Annotated in this window: 14 protein-coding genes and 2 pseudogenes; 7 read left to right on the plus strand and 9 right to left on the minus strand. The window is 69.6% G+C overall.

The window, feature by feature from the left end:
- Positions 1-13 precede the first annotated feature (13 nt).
- A complete protein-coding gene (gene cysQ / locus A7D27_RS13700) occupies positions 14-835 on the minus strand; it encodes a 3'(2'),5'-bisphosphate nucleotidase CysQ (RefSeq protein WP_069565209.1) in 822 nt (273 codons plus the stop codon).
- Positions 832-1,398 carry an ADP compounds hydrolase NudE gene (gene nudE, locus A7D27_RS13705; RefSeq protein WP_069559999.1) on the minus strand — a complete coding sequence of 189 codons (567 nt, stop codon included), beginning with the start codon at positions 1,396-1,398 and terminating at the stop codon, positions 832-834. The genes cysQ and nudE overlap by 4 nt, the downstream gene beginning before the upstream one ends.
- A 130-nt stretch (positions 1,399-1,528) precedes the next feature.
- On the opposite strand from nudE, the gene yrfG reads away from it, so the two are divergent.
- From yrfG to A7D27_RS13735, 6 genes are all read left to right on the plus strand, one after another.
- Positions 1,529-2,191: a GMP/IMP nucleotidase gene (gene yrfG / locus A7D27_RS13710; RefSeq protein WP_069565210.1), complete on the plus strand. Its 663-nt coding sequence runs from the start codon at positions 1,529-1,531 to the stop codon at positions 2,189-2,191.
- Positions 2,192-2,202: 11 nt separating this feature from the next.
- A complete protein-coding gene (locus A7D27_RS13715; protein WP_069560001.1) occupies positions 2,203-3,090 on the plus strand; it encodes a LysR family transcriptional regulator in 888 nt (295 codons plus the stop codon).
- Between the two features lie 129 nt (positions 3,091-3,219).
- Entirely contained in the window at positions 3,220-4,068 is an 849-nt protein-coding gene (gene fdhD, locus A7D27_RS13720) for a formate dehydrogenase accessory sulfurtransferase FdhD (protein ID WP_069565211.1), read from the plus strand.
- Complete coding sequence (locus tag A7D27_RS13725; protein ID WP_069565212.1) at positions 4,065-6,386, plus strand: FdhF/YdeP family oxidoreductase; 2,322 nt, start codon at positions 4,065-4,067, stop codon at positions 6,384-6,386. Before fdhD ends, A7D27_RS13725 begins: the two co-directional genes overlap by 4 nt.
- A 99-nt stretch (positions 6,387-6,485) precedes the next feature.
- Positions 6,486-7,193, plus strand: a complete 708-nt coding sequence (locus tag A7D27_RS13730; RefSeq protein ID WP_069565213.1) for a nucleotidyltransferase family protein — start codon at positions 6,486-6,488, stop codon at positions 7,191-7,193.
- The gene (locus A7D27_RS13735; RefSeq protein ID WP_069565214.1) at positions 7,169-8,041 is read left to right on the plus strand and encodes an ABC transporter substrate-binding protein; all 873 of its coding nucleotides are present in this window, start codon (positions 7,169-7,171) and stop codon (positions 8,039-8,041) included. The genes A7D27_RS13730 and A7D27_RS13735 overlap by 25 nt, the downstream gene beginning before the upstream one ends.
- 20 nt (positions 8,042-8,061) lie before the next feature.
- Here the strand turns inward: A7D27_RS13735 and sstT are convergent, their stop codons facing one another.
- From sstT to A7D27_RS13760, 5 genes and pseudogenes are all read right to left on the minus strand, one after another.
- The gene (sstT, locus tag A7D27_RS13740; RefSeq protein ID WP_069565215.1) at positions 8,062-9,309 is read right to left on the minus strand and encodes a serine/threonine transporter SstT; all 1,248 of its coding nucleotides are present in this window, start codon (positions 9,307-9,309) and stop codon (positions 8,062-8,064) included.
- A gap of 307 nt (positions 9,310-9,616) precedes the next feature.
- Positions 9,617-10,054 carry a thioesterase family protein gene (locus A7D27_RS13745; RefSeq protein ID WP_069560006.1) on the minus strand — a complete coding sequence of 146 codons (438 nt, stop codon included), beginning with the start codon at positions 10,052-10,054 and terminating at the stop codon, positions 9,617-9,619.
- Positions 10,055-10,065: 11 nt separating this feature from the next.
- Positions 10,066-11,232, minus strand: a complete 1,167-nt coding sequence (locus A7D27_RS13750) for an iron-containing alcohol dehydrogenase (protein WP_069565216.1) — start codon at positions 11,230-11,232, stop codon at positions 10,066-10,068.
- 116 nt (positions 11,233-11,348) lie between these two features.
- Positions 11,349-11,468 (minus strand): annotated as a pseudogene (locus A7D27_RS27215) (acyl-CoA dehydrogenase N-terminal domain-containing protein); the annotation flags it as partial.
- Position 11,469: 1 nt separating this feature from the next.
- On the minus strand, positions 11,470-12,708 hold the full coding sequence (locus tag A7D27_RS13760) for a 3-hydroxyacyl-CoA dehydrogenase (protein WP_069560009.1): 1,239 nt from the start codon (positions 12,706-12,708) through the stop codon (positions 11,470-11,472).
- Positions 12,709-12,818: 110 nt separating this feature from the next.
- Between A7D27_RS13760 and A7D27_RS13765 the strand changes: the two genes are divergently transcribed.
- On the plus strand, positions 12,819-13,718 hold the full coding sequence (locus tag A7D27_RS13765; protein WP_069565220.1) for a LysR family transcriptional regulator: 900 nt from the start codon (positions 12,819-12,821) through the stop codon (positions 13,716-13,718).
- 60 nt (positions 13,719-13,778) lie between these two features.
- On the opposite strand, the gene rmf is transcribed toward A7D27_RS13765, so the two are convergent.
- Together rmf and A7D27_RS28350 are read right to left on the minus strand one after the other, a co-directional pair.
- Positions 13,779-13,994, minus strand: a complete 216-nt coding sequence (gene rmf, locus A7D27_RS13770) for a ribosome modulation factor (RefSeq protein ID WP_069565218.1) — start codon at positions 13,992-13,994, stop codon at positions 13,779-13,781.
- A 175-nt stretch (positions 13,995-14,169) separates the two neighbouring features.
- Positions 14,170-14,495, minus strand: a pseudogene (locus tag A7D27_RS28350) (hypothetical protein); the annotation flags it as partial.

Genomic DNA, 14,495 nt, shown 5'->3' on the forward strand with positions numbered 1-14,495 from the left:
CCGGGGAGCTGGCTCACGCCAGCTCGCGGGCCAGCGCCAGCAGCTCGCCGCGCCATGCGGCCTGTACCGGCAGGGCCAGGAAAGAGGGATTGAGAAAGGACTCCCGCGCCCCATAGCCCAGCGGCGCACCCGCCAGGTCCAGCACCTCGCCACCGGCCCCTTCCAGCACGCCCTGAGCCGCCGCCGTGTCCCACTGGGACGTCGGCGCCAGGCGCGGGTAGCAATCCGCCGCACCCTCGGCCAGCAGGCAGAACTTCAGGGAGCTGCCGATGTTGGCCAACGACAGTTCGCCGAAACGCTCGCCGAGCCCAGCCAGCAGGCGCTCCTGGGCCAGGCTGGAGTGGCGCTTGCTGGCCACCAGGGTGAAGGCCCCGACCGGCTGCGCGCGCACGCGGATGGCCTGGGCCGCACCGCCGGCATCCTGCTGCCAGGCCCCCAGGCCGGCGCCACCGTAGTAGCGACGACCGCTGGCCGGGATGCCGACCACGCCGAACACCACGCGACCCTGTTCGATCAGCGCGACGTTGACGGTGAATTCGTCGGACCCGGCGATGAACTCCTTGGTGCCGTCCAGCGGGTCCACCAGCCACCAGCGCTGCCACCCCGCACGGGTTTCCAGCGGGATGTCAGCGGCCTCTTCCGAGAGCACCGGGATGTCCGGCGCCAGCGCCGTCAGGCCCTCCACCAGCACGCGGTGGGCGGCCAGATCGGCGGCGGTGACGGGGGAGGCATCGGCCTTCTCCTCAACGGCCAGTTCGGCACGCCAGAACGGCAGGATGGCGTGACCGGCGCGGTCCACCAGATCGAGGACAGCGGGCAGCAAAGGGTGGCTCATGCAGGGAATTCTCCACGGCGGGTCAACAGGTCTCGGGCAAGGTACAGCGCCGCCAGGGCGCGCCCCTCGCTGAATTGCGGGTGTTCGTTGAGGGTGATGAGGTCATGCAGGCTGGCCTGCTCCACCCGCATCGGCTCGGGCTCGTCGCCCGGCAGGCGCTCCTCGTAGAGGTCGCGGGCCAGCACCACCTGGATCTTCTGGCTCATGTAGCCGGGGGACAGGGACAGCTCGGTGAGCAGCTCCAGGCGGCGGGCGCCGAAGCCCGCCTCTTCCTTCAGTTCGCGGTTGGCGGCCTCCAGCACGTCCTCGCCGGGTTCCACCAGTCCCTTGGGCAGGGACAACTGGTAGTCGTCGGTGCCGGCGCAGTACTCCTCCACCAGCAACACATGCTCAGGATCGGGCAGCGCCACCACCATCACCGCGCCATAGCCGGAGCCCTTGCCCACCAGGCGTTCATAGGTGCGTTCCACGCCGTTGGCGAAGCGCAACTGGAGCTCCTCGACACTGAACAGGCGGCTGCTGGCAACGATCTCGCGGGCCAGCACGGTGGGCTTCTGACGCATGACGAACTCCTGGTTGGGACCGGCGGGTTATCATACCCCGGCTTTTCCGATTGTCCGTGTCGGAGATTGCACCCTGACGACCGTACAGGGCGCCCCCACGGCCACCACCCTCGACCCAGCCCGGACACCCATGCCCACCCTCAACTGGCCCGCCATCGACACCGTGCTGCTGGACATGGACGGCACGCTGCTCGACCTGCACTTCGACAACCACTTCTGGCTCGACTACCTGCCCCAGCGCTATGCCGAGCACCACGGCATCAGCCGCGCACTGGCGGACGCCGAGCTGGTGCCGCTGTTCCGTCAGCACGCCGGGCAACTGAACTGGTACTGCACCGACTTCTGGAGCCGCGAGCTGGGCCTGTCGATCCGCGACCTCAAGCGCGAAGTGGCGCACCTGATCGCCCTGCGCCCGGACGCCGACCTGTTCCTCGCCACCCTGCGCCGCGCCGGCAAGCGCGTGGTGCTGATCACCAACGCCCACCGCGACTCCCTCTCGCTGAAGATGGAGCGGGTCGAGCTGGCGCCCTGGTTCGACCGCATGATCAGCTCCCACGACTACGGCTACCCCAAGGAAGACCCGCAGTTCTGGCAGGCCCTGCAGGCCGACTGCCCGTTCGACCCGGCCCGCGCGCTGTTCATCGACGACAGCCTGCCGATCCTGCGTGCCGCCGGCGCCCATGGCGTCGCCCACCTGCTGGCCGTGCGCCGCCCCGACAGCCAGGGCGCCGACAAGGACACCGAGGAATTCGGCGCGGTGGACGACTACCGCCAGCTCTGCACCGGCCTCTGAGGACCGCCGGCATGGACATCAAGCAGCTCAAGTTCCTCGTCGCCCTGGATGAGACGCGCCACTTCGGCCAGGCCGCCGCGCGCTGCCACATCACCCAGCCGACCCTGTCCATGCGCCTGCGCAAGCTGGAGGAGGAGCTGGGCCTGGAGCTGGTCCAGCGTGGCCAGCGCTTCGAAGGCTTCACCGAGGCCGGCCAGCGCGTGCTCGCCTGGGCCCGCACCCTGCTCGCCGCCCACGACGGCCTGCAGGCCGAGGCCGCCGCCTGCCGCGGGCAACTGGTCGGCACCCTGCGCCTGGGGCTGGTGCCCCTGGCCGGCTACGACCCCATGGGGCTGATCCGCGCCTTCGCCGAACGCCACCCCAACCTGCGCTTCCAGCTCTTCGCCCTCAGCTCCGAGCAGATCCTCGAACGCCTGGCGAGCAACCAGCTCGACCTCGGCCTCTGCTACCTGGACCGCCTCGACCGCGAACACTTCGAGTACCTGGAGATCGCCGACACCCGCATGGGCCTGCTGCACGACCGTCGCCACTTCCCCTTCAGCGACACCGCCCTGACCTGGGAACAGTTGGCCACCCTGCCCCTGGGCCTGCTCTCCGGCAGCATGCATTTCCGCCAGTCCATCGACCACGGCTTCCGCAGCCGGGGCCTGACGCCCCGCCCGCGCCTGGAGACGGACGCCGTGCACCAGTTGCTGCAGGCCGTCAGCGCCGGCCTGTGCTGCGCCATCATGCCGTTGGCCAGCGGCCTCGACGCCCTCGCCGAGCACCTGGCGCTGACACCCATCGAGCAGGCCAATACCCTTGCCCCCTTCGGGCTCATCCAGCGCCGTGGACTGCCCCGTTCCACCCTCGCCGACACCTGCTTCAGCGAAGCCCGGGACCTTCTGGCAAGCGCCTGAGCCCGAGCCAGAGGCGCGCAAACCTGACCGATAGACGACGTCGATCACAGCATCGGGCAAAGCGATTAGACGGCGCCCCCCGACCGGCCTAGGCTGCCTGAGTCAATCCGCCGCAGGGGAGACCCCGCCATGCCCCGTCGCGCCGCCCGCCGTCCGTTCAGCGCCGTCGAGCCACCGCCACCGCCCACCGATTACCAGTACCTGGAACTGGGTGGCAGCGCACAGCCCGGCGAGGCCGCCCTGGCCGAGGAAAGCGCCCTGGCCATTGCCTACAACGGCATCAGCCACGCCGTAATGATGGTCTCGCCGCGCAACATCGAGGACTTCGTCGTCGGCTTCAGCCTCAGCGCCGGCATCATCGGCAGCCTCGACGACCTCTACGACATCCAGGTCAGCGGCGCCGGCGAAGCACTGCGCGCCGAAGTGGAGATCGCCAGCCGCGCCTTCTGGGCCCTCAAGGACCAGCGCCGCCAACTGGCCGGCAACACCGGCTGCGGCCTGTGCGGCGTCGAGGCCCTGGAGCAGGCGCTGCCCAACCTCGACGTGCTCGCCCGCAGCCCGCTGCCGCCCCTGGACCACCTCGCCGACCTGCGCCAGCGCATCGCCGACCAGCAGGACCTGGCCCGGCGCAGCGGCGCCCTGCACGCCGCCCTGTTCGTCGACGGCAGCGGCACCCTGGCCCTGTGCCGCGAAGACATCGGCCGCCACAACGCCCTCGACAAGCTAATCGGCGCCCTGCTGCAAAGCGGGCAGGACCCGCGCGCCGGCTTCGCCGTGGTCACCAGCCGCTGCAGCCTGGAACTGATCCACAAGGCCGTGCGCGCCGGGCTGTCCACCCTGGTCAGCCTGTCCGCACCCACCGCCCTGACCGTGCAATGGGCCCGCCGCCACCGCCTCAACCTCATCCACCTGCCCCACCACAGCGCACCCCGGGTCTACAGCCCGGCGCCGCGCCACGAGAACGACACTCCGCAATGAGCCTGCAACCCGTGCAACCCCGCTACAAACCCTACCGTGGCGCCGCCGCCGGCTGGGGCGCGCTGAAGAGCGTCACGCGCTTCTGGCTGGACAGCAAACAGCCGTTCAAGAACCTGCGTGCCCTGCTCAAGACCAACCAGAACGGCGGCTTCGACTGCCCCGGCTGCGCCTGGGGCGACTCCCCCGAAGACGGCCGCGTGAAGTTCTGCGAGAACGGCGCCAAGGCCGTGAACTGGGAAGCCACCAAGCGCGGCGTGGACCGCACCTTCTTCGCCCGCTACAGCGTCAGCCAACTGCGCGAACAGAGCGACTACTGGCTCGAATACCAGGGCCGCCTCACCGAGCCGATGCGCTACGACCGCGACAGCGACCACTACGTGCCCATCGACTGGGACGCCGCCTTCGCCCTCGTCGCCAGCCACCTCAAGCGCCTGCCCGACCCGAACCAGGCCGAGTTCTACACCTCCGGCCGGGCCAGCAACGAAGCCGCCTTCCTCTACCAGTTGTTCGTCCGCGCCTACGGCACCAACAACTTCCCCGACTGCTCGAACATGTGCCACGAAGCCAGCGGCGTCGCCCTCGGCCAGAGCGTCGGCATCGGCAAGGGCACCGTGACCTTCGGCGATTTCGAGCACGCCGACGCCATCTTCGTCTTCGGCCAGAACCCCGGCACCAACCACCCGCGCATGCTCGAACCGCTGCGCGAAGCGGTGAAACGCGGCGCCCAGGTGGTCTGCTTCAACCCGCTCAAGGAGCGCGGCCTGGAACGCTTCCAGCATCCCCAGCACGCCCTGGAGATGCTCACCAACGGCTCCGCCCCGCTGAACACCGCCTTCTTCCGCCCCGCCCTGGGCGGCGACATGGCCGCCATCCGCGGCATCGCCAAGTTCCTCCTGCAGTGGGAGCGCGAAGCCCAGGCCAAGGGCGAGCCGGCGGTGTTCGACCACGCCTTCATCGCCGAGCACACCGACGGCCTCGACGCCTACCTGGCCGAGCTGGACACCACCGACTGGGCCCACATCGAGGCGCAGTCCGGCCTCGCCAAGGCCGAGATCGAGCAGGCGGCGCTGATGTACCGCCGCGCCGACCGCGTCATCGTCTGCTGGGCCATGGGCCTCACCCAGCACCACCACTCGGTGCCGACCCTGCAGGAGCTGGTCAACCTGCAACTGCTGCGCGGCAACATCGGCCACCCCGGCGCCGGCCTGTGCCCGGTGCGCGGCCACAGCAACGTGCAGGGCGACCGCACCATGGGCATCAACGACCGCCCGCCGGCGGCCCTGCTGGACGCCATCGAGCAGCGCTTCCGCTTCAAGGTCCCGCGGGAGAACGGCCACAACACCGTGGAAGCCATCAACGCCATGCTCGAAGGCCGCGCCAAGGTCTTCATCGGCCTCGGCGGCAACTTCGCCCAGGCCACCCCGGACAGCCCGCGCACCCACCAGGCGCTGATGAACTGCGACCTCACCGTGCAGATCAGCACCAAGCTCAACCGCAGCCACCTCACCACCGGCCGCGACGCGCTGATCCTGCCGTGCCTGGGTCGCACCGACATCGACGAACAGGCCCACGGCCCGCAGGCGGTGACGGTGGAGGACTCCTTCAGCATGATCCACGCCTCCTACGGCCAACTGGCCCCGCTGTCGAAGCAGATGCGCTCGGAGCCGTCCATCGTCGCCGGCATCGCCAAGGCCACCCTGGGTGACCACCCGGTGGAGTGGGACGCCCTGGTGGCCAACTACGACCGCATCCGCGACCTGATCGCCGAAACCATCCCCGGCTTCCACGACTTCAACCAGCGGGTGAAGAACCCGGGTGGCTTCCACCTCGGCAACTCCGCGGCGGACCGCACCTGGAAGACCGCCACCGGCAAGGCCAACTTCAAGGCCCATGCCCTGCCGGCCACCCTGCTGCACGAGCGTGTGCGCGCCACCGGCCAGCAGCCGGACCTGATCCTCCAGACCCTGCGTTCCCACGACCAGTACAACACCACCATCTACGGCCTCGACGACCGCTACCGGGGCGTGCGTGGCCAGCGCCACGTGGTGTTCGCCAACGCAGCCGACATCGACCGCCTGGGTTACCAGCCGGGGCAGAAAGTGGACATGGTGTCGCTGTGGGACGACGGCGTGGAGCGCAAGGTGGAAGGCTTCACCCTGCTGGCCTTCGACATCCCCGCCGGGCAGGCCGCCGCCTACTACCCGGAGACCAACCCGCTGGTGCCGCTGGACAGCCACGGCGTGGGCAGCCACACCCCCACCTCCAAGTTCGTGGCCATCCGCCTGCAACCGAGCCGGGAAGGCAACCGCATCCTGTGAGGCGCCGCCGGCCCCCGGCGGCAACGCCCTCGGCCGCCATCGCGGCGAGCGCCACCACCCCGGCCGTGGCTGGTGCCCGCGCAAGCACAGGCACCACCATTGACCGCGGATGATCGACCGCAACCGCCGGCCCTGACCCGGGCCGGCACCTACCTGCACCTGCAGCGCTGGATACGGGCGGACGCCCAGCGCCTGCTGGCCCTGCGCTGCCTGGCCAGCCTCGGCCTGAAGGACGCCTGGCTGGCTGCCGGCTTCGTCCGCAACCTCGCCTGGGACCAGTTGCACGGCTACCGGCATCCCACCCCGCTCAACGACATCGACCTGATCCACTTCGACCCCGACCAACCCGACGCCGAAGCCGACGCGCGCATCGAGGCGCACCTGCGCCAGCAGGCCGGGCACCTGCGCTGGTCGGTGAAGAACCAGGCACGCATGCACCTGCGCAACGGCGACGCCCCCTACCACGACAGCTGCGACGCCATGGCCCGCTGGCCCGAAGTGGAAACCGCCATCGGCGTGCGCCTGCGCCCCGGTGGCGACCTGGAGTTCCGCTCGCCCTTCCCCCAGCACGGCCTGCTGCGACTACGACTGACCCCCAACCCCCGGCACCCGAAACCCCACCTGCTGGCCGAGCGCGCCCGCGCAAAAGGCTGGCTCGAACACTGGCCCGCCCTGGTACTCAGACAGGCCGATGACCCCCAAGCGCGCAGCGCCGCCCCGAAGCCTGTAACCTTGCCCCCTTACTGTGCTGGTGCCTGTTCGCTGACTGCCGTGGAACCGTCATGGGTCCTGTCCGCCACCCCCTGATCCTGCTGTTGTGCTGCCTGTTGCTGCTGCCTGCCCTGCCCGCCCGAGCGGAACGCCTGCTGCGCGTCTGCCAATACCACGGCGCGAACTACGCCTACCGCATCGAGCTGGCCAACCTGATCCTCGCGCGCACCGCCGACCGCTACGGTGCCGCCCGCATCGCCCCCGGGGATGAGCGCCCCGACCCGTCCCAGGAGCGCTGCCTGGCGCTGCTGCGCGAAGGCCAGGTGGACCTCGCCTACGTACCGCCCAATGCCGAGCGCCTGACCACCCTGAACATGCTGCCGGTGGACATGCACGCCGGCATGCTCGGCTACCGGGTGCTGATCATCCGCCGCGACCGCCAGGCCGACTTCGCTGGGGTTCAGGAGGTCGACGGGCTGCGCAGGCACACCGGCGGCTTCGGCAGCCAGTGGAGCGACTTCCCGCTCTTCGCACGCAACCGCCTGCCGGTGCTGGGCATGGCCAACGCCGGCAGCCTGCTGCCGATGCTGGAGCAGCGTCGCTTCGACTACTTCCACCGCGCCTTGAGCGAAGCCTGGCTGGAGGTGCAGGGACACCCGGACCTGATGGTCGAGCCGCACCTGGCCCTGCGTTACGCCATGCCGGTGTACTTCGCCTTCAACCGGGGGGATGCCGAACTGGCCCGGCGCTTTGCCGAAGGCTTCAAGCAGGTGCGCGAAGACGGCAGCTTCCGCGTGCTGTTCCAGCGCCACTACGGGCACCTGAATGGCCTGGCACGGCTCGGCGAGCGGCGGATCATCGAACTGGAGAGCGGCCTGCCGGCAACGGATGCCAGCCTCTGGCTGGACCCGCCGACGGCGGACGGGAAAGACGGCACGCCCTGAGTGCGGGCGTGCCGGGGGGATCAGCCGGCGTTGCCGACCTGGGCCGGATCGCGCACGTCACCCTTGGCCATGCAGGCCGCGGCGGTGAACAGCACGTCGGTGGAGGAGTTCAGCGCGGTCTCGGCGGCGTCCTGCAGGATGCCGATGATGAAGCCCACGGCCACCACCTGCATCGCCACGTCGCTGGGGATGCCGAACAGGCTGCACGCCAGCGGGATCAGCAGCAGCGAACCACCGGCCACGCCCGAAGCGCCGCATGCGCAGACGGCTGCCACCACGCTGAGCAGGATGGCGGTGGGGATGTCCACGGCGATGCCCAGGGTGTGCACCGCCGCCAGGGTCAGCACGGTGATGGTGATGGCCGCGCCGGCCATGTTGATGGTCGCGCCCAGGGGGATCGACACCGAGTAGGTGTCCTCGTGCAGGCCGAGCTTGTCGCACAGTTGCAGGTTCACCGGGATGTTGGCCGCCGAGCTGCGGGTGAAGAACGCGGTGATGCCGCTCTCGCGCAGGCAGGCCAGTACCAGCGGGAAGGGGTTGCGGCGGATCTTCCAGTAAACGATCAGCGGGTTCACCACGAAGGCCACGAACAGCATGCAGCCGACCAGCACCACCAGCAGGTGGGCATAGTCCGCCAGCACCGTCAGGCCGTTGGTCGCCAGGGTCGAAGCCACCAGGCCGAAGATGCCCAGCGGAGCGAAGGCGATCACCACGCGGACGATCAGCGACACGCCGTGGGACAGGTCGCTGAACACCGCGCGGGTGGTCTCGCTGCCCTGGCGGATGGCGATGCCCAGGCCCACGGCCCAGACCAGGATGCCGATGAAGTTGGCCTCCATCAGCGCCTTGACCGGGTTGGCCACCGCGCTGGAGAGCAGGCTCAGCAGCACCTCGGAGATGTTCCCGGGCGGGGCCAGCTCGGTGGCGGCGGCGCTCAGGTGCAGGGTCGAGGGGAACAGGCTGGAGGCCAGCACCGCCACAACGGCAGCAGAGAAGGTGCCGATCAGGTAGAGGAACAGGATCGGGCGGATGTGGGTGCGCTCACCGGGCTTGTGGTTGCCGATGGCGGCGATCACCAGGACGAACACCAGCACCGGTGCCACGGCCTTCAGGGCGGTGACGAACAGGGTGCCGAGCAGGCCGACGGCCGCAGCCGCTTCGGGCTCGAACACCGCCAGGAGAACGCCGGCCACCAGCCCGACGAGGATGCGCGTGACCAGGCTGGTGCCCTTCAGGCGCTGGAGGATGGAGCGGTTGGCTTGGGACATGGCAGGTTCACAGACAGGGGTCGCCGCAGCGACCGTACCAATGGACCCCCCTGCACTTCACCGGCCTTCACGGGGAAAAAATCCCTCGGGCCGCAGGGTCTTGTCGCCCTGCAGTCGGTGGAAGCGCAGCGGATTTGGCTGCGCATTCTGCGTGCTCGCGGCGCTTTAGGGTAGAGCGACCGGTCGGCGCACCCCGCAGGATGTCGCCATTCCGGCTGTTTAGGGTCGATCTGGTGAAAAAAGCGCCGGCAAACGGAGGCGCCGTAGCCCGGGCTTCAGCCCGGGAAGGGTCCTGCCGACGCCGTGGTCAGCCCGCCACCAGCAGTTCCGCCAGGGCCGCGCGCAGGCGCTCGGGGATCGGCACCGGGCGATTGCTGGTGCGGTCGACGAAGACGTGGACGAAGCGTCCGGCGGCGCAGGCATCGTCTTCGCCGGCCTTGAAGATGGCCAGCTCGTACTGCACCGAGCTGTTGCCCAGCTTGCCGACCCGCAGACCCACCTCGATGCGCTCGGGGAAGGCGATGGAGGCGAAGTAGTCGCAGGCGGAGCTGACCACGAAGCCGACGACGTCGCCGTCGTGGATGTCCAGCCCACCCATTTCGATCAGGTAGGTGTTCACCGCCGTGTCGAAGAAGCCGTAGTAGACGACGTTGTTCACATGGCCGTAGACGTCGTTGTCGTGCCAGCGGGTGGTGATCGGCTGGAAGTGGCGGTAGTCGCTGCGCAGGTGCTGGGGTTGGTTCATCACGCTTCGTCTCAGTAGGCGGCTTGGTAGATCGCCAGCGCATCGCGCTCGCTGACATCGCGCGGATTATTCACCAGCAGGCGCTGTTGCAACATGGCGTCCTTCGCCAGTTGCGGCAGCATGGCCTCGGCCACGCCGGCATCACGCAGGCGCGTGGGCAGGCCGCTGCGCTCGCTGCAGTCGGCCAGCTCGACGATGAGCTGCTCGGTGAGGTGCAGCGCGTTGCCCGGCTGCAGCTTGCGACCCAGCACCAGCGGCGCCAGTTCGGCGTAGAGCGGCGCGGCCACCTCGGCGTTGAAGCCCAGCACGTGGGGCAGCACCAGCGCATTCGAGAGCCCGTGGGGGATGTGGTAGTGCCCGCCCAGGGGATAGGCCAGGGCGTGCACCGCTGCCACCGGGGCGTTGGCGAAGGCCTGCCCGGCCAGGCAGGCGCCCAGCAGCATGGCCTGGCGCGCCTCGCGGTTGCGGCCGTTGTGCACCGCCTCGTCGAGGTGGGCGCAGAGCAGGCGCAGGGCCTCGCGGGCGAGCAGGTCGGACAGCGGGTTCTTCTTGTGGCGGCTGGTGTAGGCCTCGATGGCGTGGACCATGGCGTCGATGCCGGTGGCGGCGGTGACGGCTGCGGGCAGGCCGAGGGTGAGGTCGGCGTCCAGCAGCGCCAGGTCCGGCAGCAGCAGCGGCGACACCACGCCCAGCTTGGTGGTCTCGCCGGTGGTGACGATGGCGATGGGGGTGACTTCCGAGCCGGTGCCGGCGGTGGTCGGCACCTGGATCAGCGGCAGGCGCCGGCCCCGGGCGTTGCCGACGCCGTAGAGGTCCTGGAGCCCCTGCCCGCACGCCGGGTGGGCCAGCAGCGCCACCAGCTTGGCTACGTCCATGGAGCTGCCGCCGCCGAAGCCGATCACCAGTTCGGCGCGCAGAGCCTTCGCCTGGTCCACCGCCTGCAGCACCACCGCCTCCGGCGGGTCGGCCTGCACCTGGTCGAACACCTCCACCGCCAGGCCGGCGGCGGCGGCGAAGCCCGGCAGGATCGGGTCAAGCAGGTTCAGGCGGGTGATGCCCGGGTCGGTGACGATCAGTACGCGCCGGGCCTCGCGCTCGCGGCACAGCTCAGCGAGGCGGGTGGCGGAGCCGGATTCGCAGAGAATCTGCGCGGTGGTGGCAAAGCTGAAGGGCTGCATGGGGCGTCCTCTTGTTGTTGTGTGGCCCGGGCTCAGAAGGCGAAGTGCGCCTCCGGCAACGCCATCAGGCAGTCGGCGCCGCCGAGCAACGCCTCGCGGTGGCCGCTGTCCCGTGGCAGCACGCCGTCGATCAGCTCGCGGTCCAGGCCGTTGCCCAGCCGTTCGCAATGGCCGGCGGCGTCGAACAGTTCATGGAGCACGAAGCGCATGTCGCGCAGGGGGGCGGTGTAGCTCATCTCAAGCCTCCAGGCAGCAGTCGGCGAAGCCCCGGCCTTCGGCGGCCAGGCGCTGGATCAGGGCGGCGGGCTGCCAGTGCAGACCGTGGCGGCCGGCGAGGTACTCCAGGCGCTCGCGCAGGGCCTCCAGACCCTGGCCGTCGGCCCAGCTCATGGGGCCGCCCTTGTCGGCAGGGAAGCCGTAGCCGTTGAGGTAGACGGTGTCGATGTCGGCGCTGGAGGCGGCGATGCCTTCTTCGAGGATCTTCGCGCCCTCGTTGACCAGCGCCAACAGGCAGCGCTCGAGGATTTCCTCCTGGCCGATGGCCCGGCGCTGGAAGCCAAGCTGCTCGGAGACGGCCAGCACCAGGGCATCCACTTCCGGGTCGTGCTCGGCCTGGCGGCTGCCTTCGGCGTAGCGGTAGTAGCCCATGCGTGACTTCTGGCCGAAGCGGCCAAGGGCGCAGAGGCGGTTGTCCACCTGCACCGCCGGGTCGTCCTGGCCCTTGCCGGCCAGTTCGCGGGCGCGCCATTCGAGGTCGATGCCGACCACGTCGTACATGCGGAACGGGCCCATGGCGAAGCCGAAGGCTTGCAGGGCAGCGTCGACCTGGTGGGGGAAGGCGCCTTCCAGCAGCATCATCCGCGCCTCGCGGACGTAGGCGTGGAGCATGCGGTTGCCGATGAAGCCGTCGCAGTTGCCGGCGACGACGCTGACCTTGCCCATGCGTTTGCCCAGCTCCAGGGCAGCGTCCAGCACCGGCTGGGCGGTCCTGGCGCCACGCACGATCTCCAGCAGCCTCATGATGTGCGCCGGGCTGAAGAAGTGCAGGCCGAGGACCTGCTCGGGGCGGGCGGTGACGGCGGCGATGGCGTCGATGTCCAGCGCCGAGGTGTTGCTGGCGAGGATGGCCGAGGGCTTCAGCCGGGCGTCCAGCGCGCGGAAGATCTGCTGCTTGAGGTCGAGGTTCTCGTAGACCGCTTCGATCACCAGGTCCACCTCGGCCAGGTCGTCGTAGCCCTGCACCGGCTGGATGCGCGCGCGGCGGGCGGCGGCCTCGGCTTCGTCGATGCGGCCCTGGCGCACGTTGTGGGCGTAGGTGTCGGCCACCACGCCCAGCCCCTGTTCGAGCATCTGCGGGTTGCTGTCCAGCCAGCGCACGGGAATGCCGGCGCTGGCCAGGCTCATGACGATGCCGCGGCCCATGGTGCCGGCGCCGATCACGGCGGCGTGCTGGATGTCGTAGGGGGTGCGGGTCATTGCCTCGTCCTCTTGTTGTTCTGGGTGGGGGAGCTTGAGAGCCGTGGAACACAGTAAGGAAGCCGGTACTATTTTTGAAATTTAGTCTTGTGATAGGCCGCATTCCCGCTGTGAATATTTCCAACTTCGACCTGAACCTGCTGCGGGTGCTCGATGCCCTGCTGCGCGAACGCAGCGTATCCCGCGCGGCGGAACGCCTGGCGCTGAGCCAGCCGGCGGTGAGCAACGCCCTGAACCGCCTGCGGGAGCTGCTCGGCGACCCGCTGCTGACCCGCGTGGGCCGTGGCATGCAGCCCACGGCACGGGCCCTGGCGCTGGAGATGCCGATCCGCGCGGCACTGCGCCAGATCGAGCAGAGCCTGGTGACCGGCGAGGGCTTCGACCCGGCGCGCAGCCAGCAGCGCTTCACCATCGCAGTGACCGACTACGTGGAGCTGATCGCCATGCCCCGGCTGCTGCAGCAACTGGCCCTGGAGGCGCCGGGGCTGCGCATCGCCATCCGCCACCTGACCCCGAGCCTGCCGGCCGAGGCGCTGGACCAGGGCGAGCTGGACCTGGTGCTGGGGCGCTTCGAGCGCATCCCGACACGCTTCCGAGCACGGCGCTGGATGAGCGAGAGCCTGCGCCTCGTGGCCCGCCGCGATCACCCGCAACTGCAGCAGGCGCCGGACCTGGCGACCTTCCTGAGGCTACGCCACCTGTGGGTACATGGGGGCCAGACCAAAGGCATGGTGGATCAGTGGCTGGGGGAGCAGGGTCTGGCGCGGGAGATCGTCTACACCACGCCGAACTACCTGCAGGCGGCCCACATCGTGGCCGGTACCGACCTCACGGTGGTGCTGCCGGCGCGGCTGGCGGCGCACTTCGCGCGGTTGCTGCCGCTCGCGGTGCACCCCCTGCCCTTCGCCCTGGGGCCGTTCCACCTGGACCTGGTGAGCCTGGCCCAGCGCGACTCCGACGCGGCGCTGGGCTGGCTGGTGGAGCAGTTGATGGCGGTCGGCCAGGCCTGAGCGGCCGGCCGAGGGGATGCGGGTCAGGGCCGGTTGGCGGATGCCGTGGCCAGGTGTGCTTCAGGCGATGCGCGGCGGGCGCTGCAGTTGATACTGGTCGTGGCCATCGTCCCAGCCGGCCTCCCAGGCCGCTGCAAGAACGTCCGCCGCATAGGGTTGCGGGTAGATGGGCTGGCCGGTGAGACCGGCCATGTAGCCCTGCTGGTAGGCCTTGTTCAGGTCTTCCAGGCTCCACAGCGGCGGAGCGGGCTCTTGATCGTGATCGGGCGGCGCCATGACGCAGGCTCGCAGAAGGGTTCAGGGACCATGCTAGCCGTCGGCTTTCCGGCATGGTTGGCCACTTATCCCGCCTGGAGCCCCTGCTTGTCGGTTTTGTGACGCGGCGCTCGCTCCATTGGCTGACAGATGCGCCTGGCGGAATGAGCCGCCCAGGGCAAGGCACCAGGAGGGCTCATACCGGCCCCACCTGCGCGGCCAGCTCCGCCTCACGGGCCTGGATGGCGGCTTCCAGGTCCGGGGAGCGCTTAGCCCACTGCTCAGGCGGCAGCGGCTGGGACCACTCGACGATGGCGGGATCGGTGAAGTCGGGCGGAGGCGTCAGCTTCTTCCGCTCGATTGCATAAATCAGCAAGACGTTGAACAGGAACAGCCCGCACAGGCCATCCCACAGCAACGCCCGGACCCAACCCTTGGTCTTGCCCACTTCGATCACATCGAAGATGTAGCTGGCGATGATCCCCCGCTTGTTTTCAAAGCGAGACAGCCTGTCCGGCACCA

It is taken from the genome of Pseudomonas sp. 1D4 (assembly GCF_001728925.1).
GTDB classification, from domain to species: Bacteria; Pseudomonadota; Gammaproteobacteria; order Pseudomonadales; family Pseudomonadaceae; genus Metapseudomonas; species Metapseudomonas otitidis.

Excerpts from the sequence above, each read along its gene's own strand:
- yrfG (WP_069565210.1), top strand. The coding sequence starts at position 1,529 with ATGCCCACCCTCAACTGGCCCGCCATCGACACCGTGCTGCTGGACATG.
- fdhD (WP_069565211.1), top strand. The coding sequence starts at position 3,220 with ATGCCCCGTCGCGCCGCCCGCCGTCCGTTCAGCGCCGTCGAGCCACCG.
- sstT (WP_069565215.1), bottom strand. The coding sequence starts at position 9,309 with ATGTCCCAAGCCAACCGCTCCATCCTCCAGCGCCTGAAGGGCACCAGC.
- cysQ (WP_069565209.1), bottom strand. The coding sequence starts at position 835 with ATGAGCCACCCTTTGCTGCCCGCTGTCCTCGATCTGGTGGACCGCGCC.
- A7D27_RS13750 (WP_069565216.1), bottom strand. The coding sequence starts at position 11,232 with ATGCAGCCCTTCAGCTTTGCCACCACCGCGCAGATTCTCTGCGAATCC.
- A7D27_RS13725 (WP_069565212.1), top strand. The coding sequence starts at position 4,065 with ATGAGCCTGCAACCCGTGCAACCCCGCTACAAACCCTACCGTGGCGCC.
- A7D27_RS13760 (WP_069560009.1), bottom strand. The coding sequence starts at position 12,708 with ATGACCCGCACCCCCTACGACATCCAGCACGCCGCCGTGATCGGCGCC.
- nudE (WP_069559999.1), bottom strand. The coding sequence starts at position 1,398 with ATGCGTCAGAAGCCCACCGTGCTGGCCCGCGAGATCGTTGCCAGCAGC.
- A7D27_RS13735 (WP_069565214.1), top strand. The coding sequence starts at position 7,169 with ATGGGTCCTGTCCGCCACCCCCTGATCCTGCTGTTGTGCTGCCTGTTG.
- A7D27_RS13745 (WP_069560006.1), bottom strand. The coding sequence starts at position 10,054 with ATGAACCAACCCCAGCACCTGCGCAGCGACTACCGCCACTTCCAGCCG.
- rmf (WP_069565218.1), bottom strand. The coding sequence starts at position 13,994 with ATGGCGCCGCCCGATCACGATCAAGAGCCCGCTCCGCCGCTGTGGAGC.
- A7D27_RS13715 (WP_069560001.1), top strand. The coding sequence starts at position 2,203 with ATGGACATCAAGCAGCTCAAGTTCCTCGTCGCCCTGGATGAGACGCGC.